The organism is Streptomyces sp. CBMA291 (genome assembly GCF_014596525.1).
GTDB lineage: Bacteria > Actinomycetota > Actinomycetes > Streptomycetales > Streptomycetaceae > Streptomyces.
The window spans coordinates 59,601-78,133 of record NZ_MSJP01000011.1 but is presented as its reverse complement, the minus strand read 5'-3'; the positions used below and the strand labels follow the sequence as shown (position 1 = coordinate 78,133).

The window sequence follows — 18,533 nt, the reverse complement described above, 5'->3', positions numbered from 1 at the left end:
GCGGTTCGGATGAAGCCTCGCGGGTGGTCGACCTGCGCGACCCGAGAGGGCGTACGGCTGCCCGTACGCCCTCTACAGGCTCCGGCCGGCTCAGGCTCACGGCCGCTCGGATGCCGTCGCCCGTCCCGACGGCCAGGGCGGCAGCCCTCCGCCACGACCTATCCGGGTCTCGTCCCGCAGCGGCTGGAGGGAGTCGTCTCCACCAACAGCGACCGGGACGGGACCGAACTGGACGCCCTGTGGCAGCGGCCCGCCGCCGACGTCCTCGGCGCCGACCGGGGCACGGCAAGCATCCCGCTCAGCGCCCGCTTCTCCTTGGAGAAGACACCCGACGCCCTCGGCGAGAAGCCCGGCCGGGTGGAGACCGTCGAGCCGCCGGCTGTTCCGGCATACGAAAAAAACCGCACCCGGCCGCCACGGCCACCCCGGAAAGGGGCGGCTTGCGGGCCGGGTGCGGTCGGGGGAGGGGGAAGGTCAGGCCTTCTTCGTCTCCTAGTAACGGGGCGGGTCGGTGACCTGCGGCGATGATGGCCGCAGGTCGCTGACCTGGCCTTTTGGTGTTGGGTGGCGATGGGGTGCGACGGTCCTGATCGGGTGTCCTGCGGACTGTGTGCGGACTGGGCAGGGACTGATGCGATATCACTACACAGCTCTCGATGCACCGCTACGGTGAGCAGCGCGGCCACTGAAAGCACGATGCCACCGAGGAACGCATGAACGAGTCTGTTGCACCGGATGCTGCTGCTCGGTCCGAGGGCGAGACGACATCTGGATCCGCCGCTTTTCCCAAGGACGCGACCGCCGGGGGTGCCATCGCCGCAGCCGGTGAAACTGGGCGAGGGTCGAGCACCTATGCCACCGGAGGTGGCGGCGTTTCGTTCGCGCACCGCGTCGCGGCCGTCTATCTCGCTGGCATGTTGACCGGCGCACGACGCGCGGAGGTATCTGAGCTGCCGGTTCAGAGGGTGTCATTCCAAACCGGTCCGGCGCACCCGGTGGATGACCTTCTGGTTGAGTGCGGTGATGAGGCAGCCGAGGTCGTCCTTGCCGTGGCATGCCGAGCAACGCCGAACTTCGTTCAGAGCCATGACGATACGGTGAAGCTTGTCGGGTCGCTGCTCGCCGAGGTCGAGAAGTTCGACACCGATGCTCACCAAGTCGCTGTCGCGACCGCGGGCCGGCGCAATCAGTGGGACGAGCTCGCAACGCTCTGCGACATCGCGCGTGCTCATGCCGACCCGGAGGCGTTCCAAGCGTCTATGGACGTAGATGGCCGCTGGTCGAAGCCGGTGCGCGAGCGCCATGAGCATTTTCTGAAAATGGTCGCGAAGGTGGTCGAAGGCGACACCACGCCGAAAGAGGCCCTTCGCCTGGCGTGGCGGCTGCTTGGCCGGCTGCACATCCTCGGATTCGCGGTTCAGAGCCCGGATGAAGGTGACCGCGCGGCGGCCGCGACGTCGCTGGATATCGTGGCTTCGTCTGCAGCCGACGGGGTGGAGGTCCGGAACCAGCTAGAGGTTGAGGCAACCCGCTACGACGCGACGGGCGCCGGGGTGGACCTCAAGATGCTTCGCCGTGACATTCACGTGGTCCTGGACTCGGCCGCGACTCGAAGCCGACACGCGTGGTCGGTGCTCGCTGAACAACGCAAGCTGGCCATTGCTGGCGTTCGGACCACTATCGGTGATGAGTCATCCGGTGGACCGGTCGAGATCTCGTTCGCCGACCGCCGCGAGCAACTCGCTGAGGCCCTGCGCGAGGCCGGTACCCGTGCTTCGGCTCTGTTGGTATCCGGCGAGTCGGGCATCGGCAAGAGTGCGCTGACGCTGTCGGCCGTCGCAGGGCTGGAAGCTGCAGACCCTGCCGGGTTCCAGGGGGTGGTGGTGAACTTCCGGGGACTGCCGCAGTCGAGTTTGGAGCTGCGAGCTGCACTTGGGATGTCCCTGGAAGACGTGCTCGCGGAGACATCGGCACCGTCTCGGGTCCTGGTCATCGACGCGGCTGACGCTGCTCTGGAGCGGTCCGCCGGCCTCTTGAACGATCTGGTGCTGGCAGCGGCCGCGGCGGGTGTTGGGCTCGTCGCGGTGACATCTGACGTGGCACTGGGTTTCGTACGGGAGCAGGTGGAGCTGGGGTTCGCGAAGTCCGTTTCATCTTTCGCGATGGGACCGTTGGGTGATGAGGACATCTCGGTCGTCTCAGGCCGCTTTCCGCTCTTGCGTACGGTCCTGAGAGACCTGCCCGTGAACTCCCTGCTGCGCAGACCCGTTGTGTTGGACCTTCTGGCGCGGACCGGTGCGGAGCCAGATAGCTCACTGGGTGAGTGGGAGTGCCTTGATCTGGTGTGGAGCAGGATTGTTCGGGGCGATGGGCGGCCCAGTGTCGGCTCGGCGGAGGCGCGCGAACAGACATTGCTCGCGGTAGCTGCAGCGACGATGAAGCTGCCAGAGGACCGTCGACCTAGCGCAGGCGTCGATGCTGCAGCGGTCGACGCACTGCGTCGGGATCATCTGCTCGCGCCAGCGAGCCGGTATCGGAGCCAGCCGGACTTTGCGCATGACGAAGTGCGCCGGTACGCGACCGCCATCCTTCTCGTGCGTAGCCAGAGCCCGACCGATTTGCTGCAGGCAGCGGGGGCGCCCCGGTGGGCACTGTCGGCCGCCACGCTTGCCTGCAAGGGACTGCTGAAAGCGCCGGACACTCGACCCGTTCGGATTTTTATCGAACAATGCTCGCAATTTCAGGGATTCTCGGCAGCGCACGGACCCCGGTGGTCTGACGTCCCGGTAGAGGCGGTTTTGGAGACGCCATTCGCGTACGAATGCCTGAAGTTCGCATGCGCGGATCAGTCGGTCGGCCTGGTGCTCGGCGACGTGGTTCGAGTTGTTCAGCAGAGACATAAGGTCAACGGGCTGGTCGACCGTCTCATCACGAACCCGGTTGTGCAGATTCTTCTCGATGACGCAAAGCCTTGGGACGTGTCGAAGGAGTCGTTCGAACTACTTGCGGACTGGCTGCAAGCTCTATCCTTGGCAAACATTCCGGCTGGCAACGATCTGCGAATCCGCCTGCGGGACCGTCTCCTTGCCTACTGGAACTCGTTTCCTCTGCGCAAAATGGGAGGGGACGTGCCATCCGGGAGGATTTTGCAGCGCCGTCGACGCCGACGTGAGCTGGACTACCACCTGACGAGGGAGAATTTCGTCGAAACGTTGGCGCTGCTCGGTCCGGACATTGATGACGCCGTCGAAGCGTGCCTTCGGACCATCGCGGACGATGCGCCAGCGTTCCTGGCTCCGGCCGCGGACGCGCTATGGAGCGCTCGAGCCTTGGCGCAGAAAGACCCGGAGCTATTGGCGACGTTGATGACGGCCTACTACATCGACGACGAGCCAAGCTGGCACCGAGATGAGGGTGTCCGAGGGCATCAGGGGCGGTGGAGGGGTTTCGGGATGCCCTTCTTCCAGTACTACTTCGGAGGGTTCTGGCAGCTATTCCAAACAGCATCACTGCCAACCTCGGTGCGAGTGCTGAATGGAATCCTGAATAGCGGTGCGCGGGCGCGTGTGGCAATGCTGTCGCGGCCTAGCCCACCTTATGCGTTGACTGATCCTCTTGATGGCGGCGGCGAGGGTGCTGATGGCGAGACGGAGAATGGAGAGGTAGAAGATCGCGGTGCGATTCTGAACATTGACGGAACTTCCCGATTGTATGTCGGCGACAGTCATGTTTGGAGCTGGTACCGGGGTACGTCGGTCGGGCCATACTCGGCGATGAGCGCGCTCCAAGCGATGGAGCGCCTCGCCGATATGTGGTTGAGTCAGGGTGCGCCACCAAGAAGGGTCGTCGAGGTACTCCTGGATGGCTGCGAGAACCTCGCGATTCCGGGGATGCTATTTGGTCTGCTTGTGCGCCACATTGAGAAAGTCGGCACCGAACTCGACTTGTTTCTCGCCGAACCGGTTGTGTGGGACTTGGAGTTCGGTCGCACGACGAGTGAGTATTCAGGGCTGCGTGCAAGGACCGAAGGGCTTGCGAACCTCGAACGTCGCCGCTGGACACCGCGCGAGGTAGCCATGTGGCTCATGGTGCAGGGCGGTCAGAGGCGTGCTCAGGATCTGAAGAAAGTCGCCAATAAGCTTGTTGAGAATGGCGATGGTCTTGGCTTCAGCCAAGAGCTTACGAAGAACTGGGCTGCGAGTCTGGACTCGGATCAGTACCGGGTTAAGCAGCATGGCGATGCAGTCCACATCGAGGTCGAGCCGCCGCCTGAGCTGCGAGCCGTACAAGAAACGCACACGGCTTACCAGGAAGCCCTGCAGACCAGCACGCGGCTGAAGAACCGGTATTGGGGATCGATCAAGCACGACGCCGAGTACGTGCCGCCCCCGTCGGAGGAGATCGCCGCGGATCTGGCGGCAGGACGTGCCCTGCTGGAGTCTGATGGAGATCAGATGTCGACCCGGGACGTGGACGCCGTTGCCCACGTTGCCCGAGCGGCGATCGAACGAGCCGCCGCTGGTGATATGGAGGCGCTTGGCGACGACGGGCAATTCGCAACTGAGCTGGTCATTGGCATTGCGTTGTCGTTCCAGGAGGCTGAGGACCGAGACCATGAGGGTCAGTTCTTCGATCTTGGTGCCGACCGGGCAGTGGCTCAAGCCGTGCCAGCGTTCCTCACACCCGCGCTGGCCGCGCCGCTGGAAGCGGCCGGCGGCTCGATCGAAGATGTTGCCGAAGCCGGTCTTGCGATGGCAGGCAAGGCGCCTATGGAAACCCGGCTGTACCTGGCGCGTGGATGCGATGTCGTCTGGAGGGGCCCGTGCCACTTCAGCCCTTGCATCCACCGGACCGCATTGAGTTGGTTGCTTGAGACCGCCCGTGGCGCAGAAATCGGCCCGTGGGACCAAAGCAGCCAAAGGCGGCTGAATGTCCAGATTTCTGGCGACGTGGCCGAACGCCTCCAGGAACTACCGGGTGACTCCGTCAGGATCGCGCTTCTCGACGCAGCCATTCGCGGCCTCGGCGCAGCCGCGTCGACAGGCCACTGTTGCACCGACGACGCAGCCGCGCTCCTCGCCGCGTTCCTCGACGTTGAGCGACGTGCCATGGTCGAGCAAGAGAGCAGGGGCTGGTCCGCAGACGACCGCGGGACGCACACTCTTGTCGCCGCACGGGCCCTGCTCGAAGGCTTCGCGAAGACCGGCGACATCGGACCGTTGCTCGAGCACCTCGATGCCCTTCGCGCAGGTGCACAGCTGATGTCGAATTTTCTCCACGGTCTTGCTGCGGCAGGTGCAGAGAACGACCGCTTGGCCGAAGCTGCCCGAGGTGCCTGGCCGTCGTTGTTGCGCCATGCCATTGGCTACCTGAGTGATGCCCCGAGCCCCTACCGCGACCACCACTGGGGGGACTGGGCCGCTGCTGCTTTGCTGCCGTCCCCTCTGTCGTGGACGCAGGGGCTGTACAACGAGGTCGTCGGTGAACCCATTGACTGGGTCCGAGCTGAAGACCTCGTCGAGGTGATTGACGATTGGCTGCCGACCGCTCGAGGCGAGGTCAAGCCCGTCGACGCGCTCATCGGCATCCTGCGAAAGCTCCCGGAGGAAGTGCAAGTCACCCGCGGCGTGCCCTGGGTCTCTGACCTGTGCATTCAAGATGGACGTGTCACGGTCAAGCAGTCGTGGCTTTCAGATAGTTGGCTCAAGGACATTCGCACAACGGCTGATGAGCTCGGCAAGTTGGATGATTGGCAGATGCTCGTCGACACCTTGGTGGTCGCCGGAAATGAGACGCTGGCGCCGTACAGCAGGTGACGTGACGGAGTCCCTGACCAGTCCCTCGTTAGACTTTTAGATTCCGAGCAGCGCTGCTAGGTCGGCCGGCAGGATGACGGGCCAGCTCATGACTGGGCGTACACCCAAACGCGAATACGTCGGACGTGCACTAATCACTCGATCAGGTGCTGGAGAATCGCCTCGACGAACGCTGTTCGCTCGGCTGGGTCGATTACTTCCTTGGACCATACTGAGGCGATGTCTTCCCAGACCCGTCCGACGCGAACTCGCGGGCCAAGTCGTTCCGCCACCTTGCGGGCCCACGCATGGTGATTGACGATCTGGCGCGCGTCGTCGACGGCTTCGAGCAGATCGGCAACTCGGACATCGAGACGGTTGGCAACCTTCTCCCATGCTGTTTCATCGAGAGCACTAAAGACTTCTTTCTCGGGTGCCTGTGAGCCGGGGAGAAGAATGCAACCTGCACTTTCCTCCTGATCTCCATCGAGGATTCCGAGGGACCGGCTAGGGAGCTTGTCCTTAGATGCTAGCTCCCCAAGGGTTTTTACTGTGGAAGCAGCACCCACCGGTATGATTGCCACCCGGTTCCTGGTCTCAGGCATCTCCTGGGAGATCAATGCGTCAACGAGGGTCTGCGCCTGCTCGTCCTCGCAATATAGTGTGAGTTCTGGATGGTCGATATCGTCCATGAGTGACATGGCGAACTCTGGAGTCACTCCATATATAATGTTCCGCGGTCCCTTGCGCTGAGCCTGAATGTAGACGCGCGCCTCGGTCGGAAGTTGTTCAAGGGTTGTGGCCGAGTGGGTGGAGAGGATGAATTGAATCTTCCTTTCCTTCGAAATGGCAAACAGTTCTGCCATTAGGCGGCGCTGGGCTCGTGGATGGAGAGAGGCCTCAACCTCATCAATGATGACGAGGGACTGCATAGGGGCGGACCGGAGCAGTGCCACCAGATCTGCAGTGGCATCCTCGCCAGCGCCTTGATGAAAGTTGGAGTACTCTCCCGCATCTGTGGTCAGTACTCCGACCTGCTTGTTTTCGTATTTCGCCATGCCGCTCGCAGTGTACGACTTGTTCATGATCCGGGATAGGAGTGCCCGGTCGGAGTCGCTGAATGGCGTGATATCTCCTGGGAAGTTCAGCTCCTTAGCGATTTTTCCGTAGCCGACTAGAGTGTTGATGGGCTGCGTGCGACTGATATCGAGAAAGAATACGGGGCGCTGGAATCTGTCAGGCATTCCACGCCATCGCTTGGTAGGCTTCCTCAGGGTCAGGTTGTTGACGGAATTTCCACGCCTGATTTGGTAGCCCAAGGAAACGCCTTCGACGCTCTCCCATGGAGTATTAGGGAAGAAGTCGTCCGGGTAAAAAGTCAATCCATCCTCTTGGTTTGCCACATAGGCGGCGGCTGCAACTTTAAGGACAGTGCTCTTTCCGGCCCCGTTTTCTCCGGCGACTGCGACGACCGGGAATCGGAATTCTATGGTTTCGCCGTTCCATCCCCGCAACCCGTCAATATGTACAGCTTCCAGAAATTGCGGCCACCCCCTTGCCGTGTTCCGCGCCGTGTTCCACTCGTGGGTTAGTGGTGACAGGGTTGGGGGTGTTTTGCGTGGAATGCTCACTCGGTGTTCTCCTTCTGTCTCGACTCGCGCGGTGGCCGGAGGATCGATGGATCCTTCTTCCATGCATTATGTTGCCCCGCCGTGGTTCTCGGGCGCGGATCATTTTCCGTAGCCCGCTGCGAGGTCCTCCTGGGCCTCAATGAGTTTTGCTCGGTCAGGCCATGCGCTCGATCTCGATGGCGAGAGCGCCTAGTTCTTCCTTCTCGGGGCCGTAGATGGTGCGGATGTTGGCGAGTTGCTGGTCACGGGTGGCGGTCGGGTTGACGTTGGACGGGCCCTCGCCGTCGAGGAGGGCCTCGAAGTCGGGGTACTCGGTGACCCGGAGGACTTCGACGTCGCAGGTCTCGTCCGTGCCCTTGATGCGGAAGCGGATGGTGTCGCCGGCGGCGAGGTCGACGAGGTGCGGGTACTTGACCCGCACCTCGATGGTCTTGGTGCCTGCGGCGACGAGTTCGAAGTACTGGCGGTAGAGGTTGAGCTCGCGGACGCGGGCGGTGCGGTCGGTCATCGGGAGGGAACGCTCCTGGGGGACGGTGCGGTGATCAGGCGGCCGATCTCGGCGGCCGAGTACGAGCGGAAGAAGTGGCGGGGGTCGGAGAGCAGGGTCTCGGCCATGGCGAGCAGTTGGTCGGCGTACTCGGTGACGGTGCCGGGCCACTGCCGGGTGTCGAGCATCCAAGGGGCGGCGCCCTCCGGCAAGGGGGCACGGCCTTCTCGTATGAGGGATTTCGACAGCTTGGCGCCGGTGTCGGTGACGACCTGGGGGCAGAACAGGCGGGCTGGGAGCTGGGCGCGGGTGAGGCCCACGGCCTGGAGGGCCTCGTCGACGAGGTGGGAGCCGAAGACCCAGTCGCCGCCCTTGACCATGACGTGCAGGGTGCCGTGGGGGCTGGTCAGGGCGAGTTCCTTGACCAGGTTGCGGTAGAGGGTGGCCAGGTCCAGGTACGGGCCGACGGTGGGCGTGATCACGGCCTCGTACGGGCCGTGGCGGAGGCAGTCGGCGGAGACCAGCGCCGACTCGGGCCCGGTGAGGTGGAACCGGGTGCGTTCGGCGTGTTTCTCGGCCCAGCCGCAGGCGGGGCGCGGGCAGGGGACGCGGAGGTGCGGGGTGCCGGTGGACGGGGCGAGCCACCAGCGGGCGGCGTCGATGCGGGGGAGGAGCCGGAGCCAGGTGCGGCGGTAGTGCTCGCCGGCCTGCTGCTGTGTGTATGTCTCGATGTGGTGCGGGATGCCCAGGCGTCGGGACAGGGCGGTGAAGAGGGGCTGGTAGAGGGCGGTGACGAGGTCGATCAGGGCCTGCTCGCCGAGGGCCTGGACGTAGGCGCCCTGGTAGCGGTGTCCGCTGGTCGGGTCGGTCGCCAGCTCGTGTGGGGTGTTGTCGAGGGCGCTGAAGAGCACCTCGGTGGGGAGACTGAAGCGGTCCCGCAGTCGGGCGGCTATGGCGAAGGCCAGGGACTGCACGAGCGAGGTGCCGATGTGCGGGGCGCCGTTGATCTGGGTGCCGACGACCAGCACGATCCGCTCGGGCGGGGCGGCCAGGATGCGCGGGGTCAGGACGTCCTCGGCGTGGTGGAGGGCGTTGGCGAGGACGGTGTTCGGCGAGACGGGGTGGGTGGTCACGTGGTGTCTCCCTGGTGGGGGCCGGTGGTGTGGGGCGGCAGGGGAGCGGCCCCGTTCTTGGCACGGTCGAATGCGGCCCAGACGCACTTTCCGGGGCCCGTCCGCTCCTTCACGCCCCAACTGTCAGCGGTCGCGGCGACGATCAGCAGACCGCGGCCGTCGACGGCGGACTCCTCGGGAACGCGCTTCGTCGGCCTCTTCTCGCCGCTGTCGTGGACCTCGATCCGCAGCTCCGGGTCGAGGGACTCGACCCGTACCAGGACCAGTCGGCCCACGGGCACTCCGTGAAGCACGGCGTTGGTGACGAGTTCCGAGGTGCACAGCCGCATGTCGTCGAGGCGGCTCGTCTCACCCCATTCGGCCAGCGTGGCGGCGACGAAGTCGCGAGCAGTGCGCGGCGTGATCCGACGGCGGGGGAAGAGCATGGTGCGGTGCCGGCCCGTGCCCGGAAGGAGGTCCGGGGCGGCGCCGGTCGCCTGGTTGGTGAGTCTGCTTGCCATGGTTAACAGCAAAGCGACTTAACTCATTTGGGTCGGGAGCCAGCGTGGGGGCCAAGACGGGGGCCACTATGGGGGCCAGAGGTCACGTGTTCCTGGGGGACGGCATGGGTGACACCGGGATCGGCGCCTTGCTCGTCCGGCTGCGTACCGCGCGCGGTCGGAGCCAGCAGAGGGTTGCCGACGAGTACAACGCCCTGGAGGGGCGTTCCGCGAAGACCGGCAAGGAGATCGGGCGGTACGAGCGCGAAGCGCGAGTTCCCGTTCCGTACGCCCGGAAGTACCTGGCGCAGGTCTTCGGTGTCGATGTCGCCGTGCTCGACCAAGCTGTTGCCGTCAGCAAGGGGCAGCGGGACGGGTCCGATGCTGCCGAGGTCGAGTTCATGCCGCCGGTGCTGCCGCCTGAAGACACCCACGTCCGTGGAGCCCCACTCTCTGAGGACGCGGTGACGTCGGCCGAGTTCGCCCGGTTCATCGCGCAGCGCAACGCCGACGAGTTCGTCGTTGAGTAACTGGAGGCGGATGTCGGCCGACTCGCTCGTACGTACGTCAGCCACCCGTTGATGGAGCAGTACGTCGAGATCAAGCGGTTACGGGACGGGGTGTTCGAGCTGCTGCGCGGGCGCCAGCACCCCCGGCAGACCACCGACCTCTACCTTTCCGCCTCTCGCCTCTGTGGCCTGTCCGCGCACGTCTGCCTCGACCTCGGTGACTACGACTCCGCCGCCACCCACGCCCGCACCGCACGCGCCTGTGCCGAGGCGGCGAGGCACGAGGGGATGCTGGCCTGGGTACGGGCCGTGGAATCGTTGATTGCGTACTGGACAGGGCGGTACGAACAGGCGGCCCGACTGGCGCAAGCCGGCCGGCGGCACAGGGCCAGCGGCAGCATCGGCGCACGGCTGGCGAGTCTGGAGGCGCGGGCGTTGGCGATAGTCGGCGACTCGACAGGTGCGCTCGCTGCCCTGTCGGATGCCGAACGACTGCGCGAGGCGATCTCGGGTGGGGACGAGGTACTGGGAGTCTTCGACTTCCCCGCGGCCAAGCAGTTCGCGTACGCCGGAACGACCCTCTTGGCCGTAGGCGGGCAGGAGCACGTCCAGCGGGCCATCGTCAGCGCGGAGACGGCGATCCGCCTCTACCGCAGCGCGGACGGAGACGACCAGTCGGTCGGTGACCTGTTCGCCGCGCACCTCGACCTCGCCCGCGGCCGCATGCTCCTGGGTGACCTGGACGGCACGGAGGAGATTCTCGGCTTCGTTCTCCAGTCCTCGCCCGAGCGCATGTCGGCCAGTATCGTGCGCCGGCTCACCGTTCTCGGGCGGGAGCTGGAAGGGCCGCAGTACGGTGGAGCCGCGCAGGCGGTGCACCTGCGCGAACGACTCCAGCACACGGCCGTCCGTGCGTCCCTGCCCTCCCCCACTGCCTCAAGGGCGTGGGAGGTGCCCCCAGCCCACCCACCGGAGTTGCCGACGTGACCGACCTGTCCGCCGCCCACGACGCCGCCGTCACCGACCGGGCCCGCCTGGCGGGCAGCGCCTACAACGGAGACCGGGACCTGGCCGCCCGGCAGTCGCTCTACCAGTGGCAGACGCCTCGGTACGACCTCCCCGGCCTCGTGACCGAGCAGCTGGGCGACGTACGTGGGCGGGTCGTCGACATCGGATGCGGCAACGGCAAGTTCATCCAGCGGCTCCGCCAGGACCGCCCGGACCTGTCTCTGCTCGGCTTCGACATCGCGCCCGGCATCCTCGCTGGTGTCCCCGGCCCGGTCGCCGTGGCGGATGCAACCCGGCTTCCGCTGGCGACGGGCAGCGTCGACGCCGCCCTCGCGCTCCACATGCTCTACCACGTACCCGACATCCCTCAGGCGGTCAGGGAGCTGGCTCGGATCGTCGCCCGTGACGGGCTGGTGGTCGTCTCCACCAACAGTGACCGCGACAAGGCTGAGATGGACGACCTCTGGCAGCGGGCCACCGGCGACATCCTCGGCGTCGAGCGCGGCCCGGCCCGGATCTCTCTCAGCGCCCGCTTCTCCCTGGAGGAGGCTCCGGCCTTCCTCGGAGAGGAGTTCGGACAGGTGGAGGCCACCGAACTGCCGGGGACCATCACGGTCCGCGACCCCGAGCCCGTCATCGCCCACATGGCCTCGTATCGAGCCTGGGCAGACCAGCACGACGTGCCCTTCGACGCGACCATCGAACGGGCCCGGGCCATCGTCGCCGAGGACATCGCCCGCAATGGCGCGTACGAGATCACCTGCCTTGGCGGTATCCTTGTCTGCCGCCGGTGAGATCAGCCCAGTGGCGGCCAGGGCCCGGCGAGGAGGCGTCTTGCCTCCTCGGTGATCTCTTCCGCCAGAGGTTCCCGGTTGCCGCGTTGGATCGCTGCCCAGTCGTTGTAGGCGTCGGTCATGTCGACCAGGGGTCTGAGTGACTGTGGGCGAGCCAGTGCGCCCCATCCTTCGTACGTGATCAGGTCACCGCCGGCGCCGGGGTCCAGGCTGCCGTTCACGATCAGCCGGAGCCACCAGCGGACGAGTTCCCAGCGCGCCGTTTCCCAGGGGAGGTCGGTGGTGTCGGCCGGGAGGCCCTGGAGTGGGCCGAGTTCGTCCAGGACCTGGTCGAACAGGGTGTCGGCCTGCTCGTGCTCGGAGCGGGACAGGCCGGCGAGGAGGGGGAGGGACTCCGTCTCGACGTCGAGGGCCAGGGCCGTGAGGCCGGCTTCGATGAGCTGCTCTGGGTGGTGCCGGCGGCCTATCAGGCGTTCCAGGGCCAGCATTCGGAGGCAGTTGACGGCCTCCTGTGCGCTCCTGGCGTACGGCGTGAACGGCGTGGGCAGGGAGACGTCGATGCCCGGACCGCCCTCGACGAAGTACGACCAGAAGTCGACTGTCGTACGAGCGAGGAGTCCGCTCGATCGGCCAGCGAACTCGTGGTGGATGTAGTCGGCGAGGTCGTTCCCGTACAGGATGATGTCGGTCTGGTGGACGGACAGGACGGGGTGCCCGTGCTCGCCCGCCGTGCCGGGCAGGTAGCGGTGTCCGTAGACCGGGACCAGCTGCGGCACGCCCTCCAGCTCGGTCCTCGCGACGTCCAGTGCCTCGGATGTGTCCGCCGGCCTCGACGGCCAGGCGGGATGCCAGAACGCGTTGTGCTCCACGTCGAAGAGCACGCCCTCCACCGGCCACGCCAGTTGCTCAGCCAGGTCTCCAGGGTCGCCGTCGCGCCAGTCGGGCCACCTCGATGAGCCGTTCGGGAGGCCGGCGGAGAGGAAGACGCGGTGGTCGGCCGCGAAGGTGAAGCCGAACCGTGTCTCGACCGCGTCGAGTTCCTGCTCGGTGAGCCCAGGTCCGATCGCGGTTCGGAGCATGCCCTGAATGGCGCGGGCGGCGTCCAGAGTCAGTCGTGGGGTCGGCGGCGTGGTCACGCCTGCCAGCGTAGTGAGCGATGCGGCCGGACATGCCAGGAGGTTGCGAGGGTGCTCTCCCCACGGCTGCTGGGTAGCGTCCCGCGGGTGAATCTTCACCTCATCAACGATGTGCCCGACGGCCTGACCCGACGAGGGCGATCCTTTGTCGCCGCGCATGGAGTCAAGGTCGACGTTCGCCCCATCGAGGGGCACAGGCAGTGGTGGCTTGAGCGGGACATCCCAGCAGCGGTGATCGATCGAATGGCGGCCTACCAAGAGCGATGGGGCGGTCTGCTCTTGCCACCCGCACCGCAGTACGACGGAGGCCCCAAGTACCTCGATCCGGACTCACCCGAAGCAGACTCCGCAGGGTGGTGGTTCGAAGCCGGAATGCAGCGGACGGCAGTCCCCTACGCATTCATGATCAGTCCGTCTGGCGAGTTCGGTATCCAGGGAGATGAATGGGCGCCCCTCCACGCGACCATCGAGGGCTGGGTGGAGTCGCTTGCCTTGGCTCACCACGCATCCATGTGGGCAAGGCAGGTCACCACGCTCGTCGGCGATGACGTCGATCTGAACGGCTATGCGCCGGTGCGCGAGGTGATGGGCCTGGCGGACACCTGGTGGAGAGGGCCCGATTCGCTGGTGGCTCTCTATAACGGGGAGGCCACGTCTTTCGGCTTCCCCAGGAGCCGCATCGCAGTGATCTACTCCGGCCTCGATGACTGGGGACTGCGAGGAGGTGTGGACGACGTTGGCTGACCTCGTCGTTCAACCTCGTCTCGGCTGGGGCGGATATGGAGCAGGCAGTGCTGCCAAGCCCAAACTGAGCGCTACTGTCATCGCATGACCGCGAACGGAGATCGTCAGTTCCCTGCCGCGCTTGCCGCCGCCATGGCGGTCCGGCTTGAGTGCATTGGCGAGGACGATGTCGACTTCGAACCGTACGAGTCTTTCCTGGCTGCCGATGAGACCACCGAGTGGTTTCGCGCGTGGACGGGTAACAGCGAGTTGAACGGCGACGACTTCCGCGTCTTCGGCCAGGACGGCACTGGCGGGTACGTCGCGTTCTGGTTGGTTCGTCCAGGCCGGGAATTGGTCGAGCAGCCCGTTGTCTTTCTGGGCTCCGAAGGGGAGACAGGCGTTGTTGCTTGCGACCTCGGTGCCTTCCTGTGGCTGCTGGCTGATGGCTTCGGCCCGTGGGAAGCGGCCGCATCGTATGAGCCCGAGCCTGAGTGGGCTCCGCAGGTCAATCGCGACCTGGTGGCCATCGCGGAGCAATTCGCTCCGGAGCGTCGCGCGTCGGCAGCGGTGATCATCGCGCAGGTCACACGAGAGTTTCCCGATTTCGACGACACCATCATGAAGCTTTGCCGTTGAACCCGACCCGATGCCCCCGCCACGGTGTGTGGCGAGGGCATATGACTGGTGTCAGCGGTGTCGACTGCGCTCTTCGGGCCTCGTAGCCACTGGTGTGGCCGGAGGGTGTGGCGTGGCGGACATGGCCGATGTGCCGCTGGTGGTGCTTCGGCTGCGGGCTGCTTGCGTGCGCCGGTTCGGTTGAGCAGTGATGCGCCAGTTCAGGACCTCGGCGGGGTGTTCCGCGCTGTCGAGTTCCCGCTGGGTGCCCACCTCCGCCAGGAGACGTCGGGGGTTGTGGTCGGCGGTCTCGGCTTGGGCGAGGGTTGTGGTCGGGGCGGTCCAAGTGGGGTCGGTGAGGATCCGGTCGGCTTGGTCGGGGAGGGCCGCGCGAACGTCTTGCTCGTAGCGGCGGGCGGTTTGTGGGCGGGGTGTGCGGCGGGCCAGGTCCGCCAAGACGGGTGCGGCGGCCTGCTGGTAGCCCGCCTGGAGGTGGCTGAAGGCTTCCTCGGCTGCTTGCCGCCTGCTGCTCGTGGCCCCGCTGTTCGTGTCACTTGGCGGCGGCGCGGGCCAGGTGCACGGCGGTCCATCGGCATGCCTTGTCGTTGCCTTCGGGGGCGATGCCTGTGGCGTGCACGATGCGGCGGGCGACTTCGGCCCACTCGGCGTCGGTGAGGTAGCGGTCGCCGGGCGTGGTACGGACCGGGTAGTGCCAGACGTGCTGGGGTGGTTTTTTGCCGCCCAGTGCGCGGGTGCGCATGTCGACGTGGTGTCGAGGCGCTTGGCGAGCTGGGAGTAGGCGGCTGCCGGGTCGCGGCCGGGGTCGGGGGCGTCGGCCATGTCCCAGGCGGCCACGTGGAAGACCGAGTGGAATGGTGCCCGCAAGGCGCTCCAGGCGGCCGAGAACGGGGCCGCCGAGCGGGAAGGCCGTAAGGCCGTCGAGCTGCCGCACATGGTCACCCATGACCTGCGGCACTTCTACGCCTCCGCGCTCATCGCCGGTGGCGCGAGCGTCAAGCAGGTGCAGCTCGTACTCGGGCACGCGTCCGCCGTCATCACGCTGCGGATCTACGCGCACCTGTGGCCGGGGGAAGAAGACCGCACCCGGGCCGTCATGGACGCCGTGCTCGGCGGCCTGCGGACCGGGTGCGGACTGGTAGGCAGTCAGACTCGCGAAAGTGCAGGTCAGACGGCCTAGAGGGAGATCAAGCCTTCTTCGTCTCCCAGAAAATGCGGTCGATCTGCGTGGCGATTCCAGTGGCGTGATTGTGACCTGCATGTATGCCTCTGACCTGCCTTAATGAGGTGCCTGCATCTAGCAGGAGTTAGCAGAATCTTGCAGGTTCATGCATCCTCTCCCCATGATCATCTCCCATCGAATCTCCCACGCCTCCCACTCCTGGACGGCGAAAGCGAGAAGCCACCCGCCCGCCGGGGGTGCTCGGCGAACGGGTGGCTGTCTTCGGGGGGAAGGATTCCAAGATCCTAAAAAGCGTCACTGGTGACGCTGACATGGGACCATGCAGGTCACAGCGTTGTCGAGTGCCTCACGAACAGCCGCCCTGGGTCCACGACCGTCGCCGCGCCCTCGGGCGTCGAATCCGCGACATGCGCGATTCCAGAGGGCACACGCAGGAGGTCCTCGTGGAGATGACCCATATAGACCGCAGGACGTACCAACGGATCGAGGCCGGCCAGAGCGACCCGCGCTACGGCGACCTGCTGCTCATCGCCGCGGCCCTGGAGACATCGCTCGCCGACCTCATGGGATGTGCTCCGGCCGGGTCGTAGCCGGCCGGAGCACATCTGTGCCCTGGTCGGTACCGGGTGCCAGTGCCGACCAGGGGGCTCAGCCCGTCTCGTCCGAGGCGGGAGTCAGTGGGTGATGCCGACGACGAGCGCGGCAAGGGTGCCGAGGAGCACCAGACAGTAGACCGTCTGCTGCTGCCACCCGGTCACGGCGTGGAAGGCCGAGGCGCCGCCACCGGATTGCGGTGGCGGCCCGGTTCGGACTGCTGCGCGCACGGAGTCCCGTCCGGGCACATCGTCAAGTCCGGACGAGCACCGGAGGAGGAGAACACGGGGACGCGCTTCGGGACGCCCGGGATCGGGCCGTTGCACCGAGCACAGATGATCGGCCCGTACGCGCGGCTCATCGTTCCTCCTTGGGCCGGGCGATGAGGTCGGCGGAGACGATTTCGCGAAACTCCCTGTGGCCGGTGCGCCCGGCATGTCGCAGAGCCCACTCGTCCGGCCCTTGCAGCACAGTGCTCACGGGAGAAATCGCCGTGCAGATCTTGCAGGCGGAGTGGCGGGTGGGCGCGGGCCGGTCGGGATCGGCCCCGATGCTCCACTCGACGAAGCGCATGCGGGTCACGGTCGCTCATCTCCTCGGGAGTCGGTGAATTCGAAGAGCGGCTTGGCCTTGCGCGCGGAGGCGCAGTCCTTGTGGGCGTAGATGAGGGCGCCCTCGGGAGCCACCTGCTTACGAACGCAGATGTCCGCTCCCGTCCGAAGGCAATAGGTGCAGGCCCTCGTCGTGGGTCGTGTCGACATGAGGAGACGGTAGGACTCCGGTTTCCCCAGGCGCCGCGAGATTTCTCGGGATTTCTCGTAGGCGCCCGGGGTTCCTCGGATTGCTCACTCAGAGGCGAGGGCGGCTCGGACACGGCCGATGGCTCGGCGGGCTTGGTCACCGGTCACGGCCGACTCGGAGAGCCACTCCCACGCCTGCTCGTACGTCTCGACGGACTCGATGTCGGTGAGCCACATCTCGGTACTGAGGGTCTCGACGATGACGAGGCGGCGGTCGTAGATCCAGAAACCATGTGCGAGCGCGCGTCGGAGTCGTGCTCCGAGAGGGATGATGCCCAACTCGATGGTGTCCAGGCCGATCACGCTGATCAGCCGGTCGAGCTGAGCAGCCTGTACGGCGGGCGTGCTCGTACGGGCATGCAGCGCAGCCTCGTGAACCAAGAACCGGAACTTCTTCTCCGGTTCGTACAGGGCCTCTTGGCGGCGGATCCGCGTCCGGACGGCGCCCTCGACGTCGCGTTTCACCCCCCGGAAATCGGCGGCGGCCTGGAGCACGGCGCGGGCGTAGGCCGGGGTCTGGAGAAGACCCGGGATCCTTCCGATCTCTACGGCGCGGGTCAGGGTTGTGGCTGCGGTCTCCGCGATGGCCTCCTCCTGGCGCGCGCGGTAGCCGGCCACCATCTGGCGACGCCACGACCGGTAGGTCTCCTCTATGCCTGTCGCCCGCGCGTGCAGCTCGGGCAACACGTCGGATCGCCGAGATGCGTCCGCCCATTCAGCGAGGTCTCCGGGGTCGGGAGTCTGCCGCCCCCGCTCCAGCTTGGACACCTTCGACGGCGGCCAGCCAAGGCGTGCCGCGAACTCCTTGCCGTTCAAGCCAGCCTCGACGCGCAGCTCACGGAGTCGCGCGCCGAGGGCTGTCCTACCGGTCTGGAAGTCGTTCGTCACGGAGCCGACGTCTGCGCGTAGTCGTGGGCGGGGATTGCACGGTGCCATGCGGCATCACGGGCCTGGCAGGCGGCAGCGATCTCAGCAGGGTCCTCGGAGAGGATGATGCCCAGGGTGGTGTCGTCGTCGCCGAAGACGAGCCGGGCCAGAAGCCGCGAATCGAACAGCCAGAAGTCGGTGTTCGGCAGGTTCAGTAGTTCGGCGTCGGCGCGGGGAAGGAGACGGATGTCCTCGCCGGACGCAAGAGCACTCGGGCTGGAGGCGAGAAGGAACCGCTGCCCGTCGGTCATCGGCGAGTCGACGATGCGGACTCGCTCATACCGGCGGCCGGTGGCGACAGCCGCGGCAACAGCCTCGCGCCACGGGGTCGACGGCTCGGCACTGATGTCTTCCCCGGCCTGCCAGCGGGCCCACTTCGGGCTTCGTCGGTCGGTGGCGTAACCGCGCCGAGTCTCTAGCCGCCACGCAGTGTGTCGAAACTCCTGGAAGAGGTGGGCAGCTTCGGAGAAGGGGATGATCTCGCGGGGAGTGGCGCGCGGTGCAAACCGCACGAGGAGATCGCGGGGCACGGTCACGAACGTCTCGCTGGGCTTGACGTGTCGCAGTTCGGCCAGCTGCTCCGGGGAGGTGACACGGTCGCCCTGGACGAGGACTTGGTCAGTGCCCTCGATCTCGTAGAGGGTGGGGCAGTCCCCTTCGTCGGACGTGCTGCCGATGAACCTGAGTGCGGGCATGGG

Annotated in this window: 17 protein-coding genes and 2 pseudogenes; 8 read left to right on the top strand and 11 right to left on the bottom strand. The window is 66.2% G+C overall.

Annotation, left to right across the window (positions count from 1 at the left end; all coding sequences use genetic code 11):
• Positions 1-713 precede the first annotated feature (713 nt).
• Complete coding sequence (locus BU197_RS02980; protein ID WP_223183162.1) at positions 714-5,816, top strand: ATP-binding protein; 5,103 nt, start codon at positions 714-716, stop codon at positions 5,814-5,816.
• Positions 5,817-5,950: 134 nt separating this feature from the next.
• On the opposite strand, the gene BU197_RS02975 is transcribed toward BU197_RS02980, so the two are convergent.
• The 4 genes from BU197_RS02975 to BU197_RS02960 form a co-directional block, all read right to left on the bottom strand.
• Positions 5,951-7,426 carry an ATP-dependent nuclease gene (locus BU197_RS02975; RefSeq protein ID WP_188266581.1) on the bottom strand — a complete coding sequence of 492 codons (1,476 nt, stop codon included), beginning with the start codon at positions 7,424-7,426 and terminating at the stop codon, positions 5,951-5,953.
• A 154-nt stretch (positions 7,427-7,580) separates the two neighbouring features.
• Positions 7,581-7,934, bottom strand: coding sequence for an ASCH domain-containing protein (locus BU197_RS02970; protein WP_188266580.1), 354 nt, complete (start codon positions 7,932-7,934; stop codon positions 7,581-7,583).
• Positions 7,931-9,046 carry a hypothetical protein gene (locus BU197_RS02965; protein ID WP_188266579.1) on the bottom strand — a complete coding sequence of 372 codons (1,116 nt, stop codon included), beginning with the start codon at positions 9,044-9,046 and terminating at the stop codon, positions 7,931-7,933. Before BU197_RS02965 ends, BU197_RS02970 begins: the two co-directional genes overlap by 4 nt.
• Positions 9,043-9,546, bottom strand: coding sequence for an ATP-binding protein (locus BU197_RS02960; RefSeq protein WP_188266578.1), 504 nt, complete (start codon positions 9,544-9,546; stop codon positions 9,043-9,045). The genes BU197_RS02965 and BU197_RS02960 overlap by 4 nt, the downstream gene beginning before the upstream one ends.
• A 104-nt stretch (positions 9,547-9,650) precedes the next feature.
• Between BU197_RS02960 and BU197_RS30195 the strand changes: the two genes are divergently transcribed.
• Genes BU197_RS30195 through BU197_RS02950 form a run of 3 tightly spaced genes read left to right on the top strand, consistent with a single transcriptional unit; the run spans position 9,651 to position 11,836 of the window.
• On the top strand, positions 9,651-10,055 hold the full coding sequence (locus BU197_RS30195) for a helix-turn-helix domain-containing protein (protein ID WP_223184038.1): 405 nt from the start codon (positions 9,651-9,653) through the stop codon (positions 10,053-10,055).
• Between the two features lie 48 nt (positions 10,056-10,103).
• Positions 10,104-11,021, top strand: a complete 918-nt coding sequence (locus BU197_RS02955) for a hypothetical protein (protein ID WP_223183165.1) — start codon at positions 10,104-10,106, stop codon at positions 11,019-11,021.
• Entirely contained in the window at positions 11,018-11,836 is an 819-nt protein-coding gene (locus BU197_RS02950) for a class I SAM-dependent methyltransferase (RefSeq protein ID WP_188266577.1), read from the top strand. Before BU197_RS02955 ends, BU197_RS02950 begins: the two co-directional genes overlap by 4 nt.
• Positions 11,837-11,838: 2 nt before the next feature.
• On the opposite strand, the gene BU197_RS02945 is transcribed toward BU197_RS02950, so the two are convergent.
• Positions 11,839-12,972 carry a hypothetical protein gene (locus BU197_RS02945; protein ID WP_317452173.1) on the bottom strand — a complete coding sequence of 378 codons (1,134 nt, stop codon included), beginning with the start codon at positions 12,970-12,972 and terminating at the stop codon, positions 11,839-11,841.
• Positions 12,973-13,059: 87 nt separating this feature from the next.
• Here BU197_RS02945 and BU197_RS02940 point away from each other — a divergent pair, with 87 nt between their 5' ends.
• Both BU197_RS02940 and BU197_RS02935 read left to right on the top strand, forming a co-directional pair.
• Positions 13,060-13,716, top strand: coding sequence for a hypothetical protein (locus BU197_RS02940; protein ID WP_188266576.1), 657 nt, complete (start codon positions 13,060-13,062; stop codon positions 13,714-13,716).
• Positions 13,717-13,800: 84 nt separating this feature from the next.
• Positions 13,801-14,334, top strand: coding sequence for an SMI1/KNR4 family protein (locus tag BU197_RS02935; protein WP_188266575.1), 534 nt, complete (start codon positions 13,801-13,803; stop codon positions 14,332-14,334).
• A 51-nt stretch (positions 14,335-14,385) separates the two neighbouring features.
• Here BU197_RS02935 and BU197_RS02930 read toward each other — a convergent pair.
• Positions 14,386-15,168 (bottom strand): annotated as a pseudogene (locus BU197_RS02930) (hypothetical protein); the annotation flags it as partial.
• 1 nt (position 15,169) lies between these two features.
• Between BU197_RS02930 and BU197_RS02925 the strand changes: the two are divergent.
• Positions 15,170-15,511 (top strand): annotated as a pseudogene (locus BU197_RS02925) (tyrosine-type recombinase/integrase); the annotation flags it as partial.
• Between the two features lie 314 nt (positions 15,512-15,825).
• Positions 15,826-16,104, top strand: coding sequence for a helix-turn-helix domain-containing protein (locus BU197_RS02920; RefSeq protein ID WP_223183166.1), 279 nt, complete (start codon positions 15,826-15,828; stop codon positions 16,102-16,104).
• Between the two features lie 84 nt (positions 16,105-16,188).
• Here the strand turns inward: BU197_RS02920 and BU197_RS02915 are convergent, their stop codons facing one another.
• The 5 genes from BU197_RS02915 to BU197_RS02895 form a co-directional block, all read right to left on the bottom strand.
• Positions 16,189-16,338, bottom strand: coding sequence for a hypothetical protein (locus BU197_RS02915; protein ID WP_188266573.1), 150 nt, complete (start codon positions 16,336-16,338; stop codon positions 16,189-16,191).
• A 127-nt stretch (positions 16,339-16,465) separates the two neighbouring features.
• Positions 16,466-16,681, bottom strand: coding sequence for a hypothetical protein (locus BU197_RS02910; RefSeq protein WP_188266572.1), 216 nt, complete (start codon positions 16,679-16,681; stop codon positions 16,466-16,468).
• A 5-nt stretch (positions 16,682-16,686) separates the two neighbouring features.
• On the bottom strand, positions 16,687-16,869 hold the full coding sequence (locus BU197_RS02905; RefSeq protein ID WP_188266571.1) for a hypothetical protein: 183 nt from the start codon (positions 16,867-16,869) through the stop codon (positions 16,687-16,689).
• Between the two features lie 84 nt (positions 16,870-16,953).
• Positions 16,954-17,796, bottom strand: a complete 843-nt coding sequence (locus tag BU197_RS02900) for a helix-turn-helix domain-containing protein (RefSeq protein ID WP_188266570.1) — start codon at positions 17,794-17,796, stop codon at positions 16,954-16,956.
• Complete coding sequence (locus BU197_RS02895; protein ID WP_188266569.1) at positions 17,793-18,530, bottom strand: DUF6879 family protein; 738 nt, start codon at positions 18,528-18,530, stop codon at positions 17,793-17,795. The genes BU197_RS02900 and BU197_RS02895 overlap by 4 nt, the downstream gene beginning before the upstream one ends.
• Positions 18,531-18,533 lie beyond the last annotated feature (3 nt).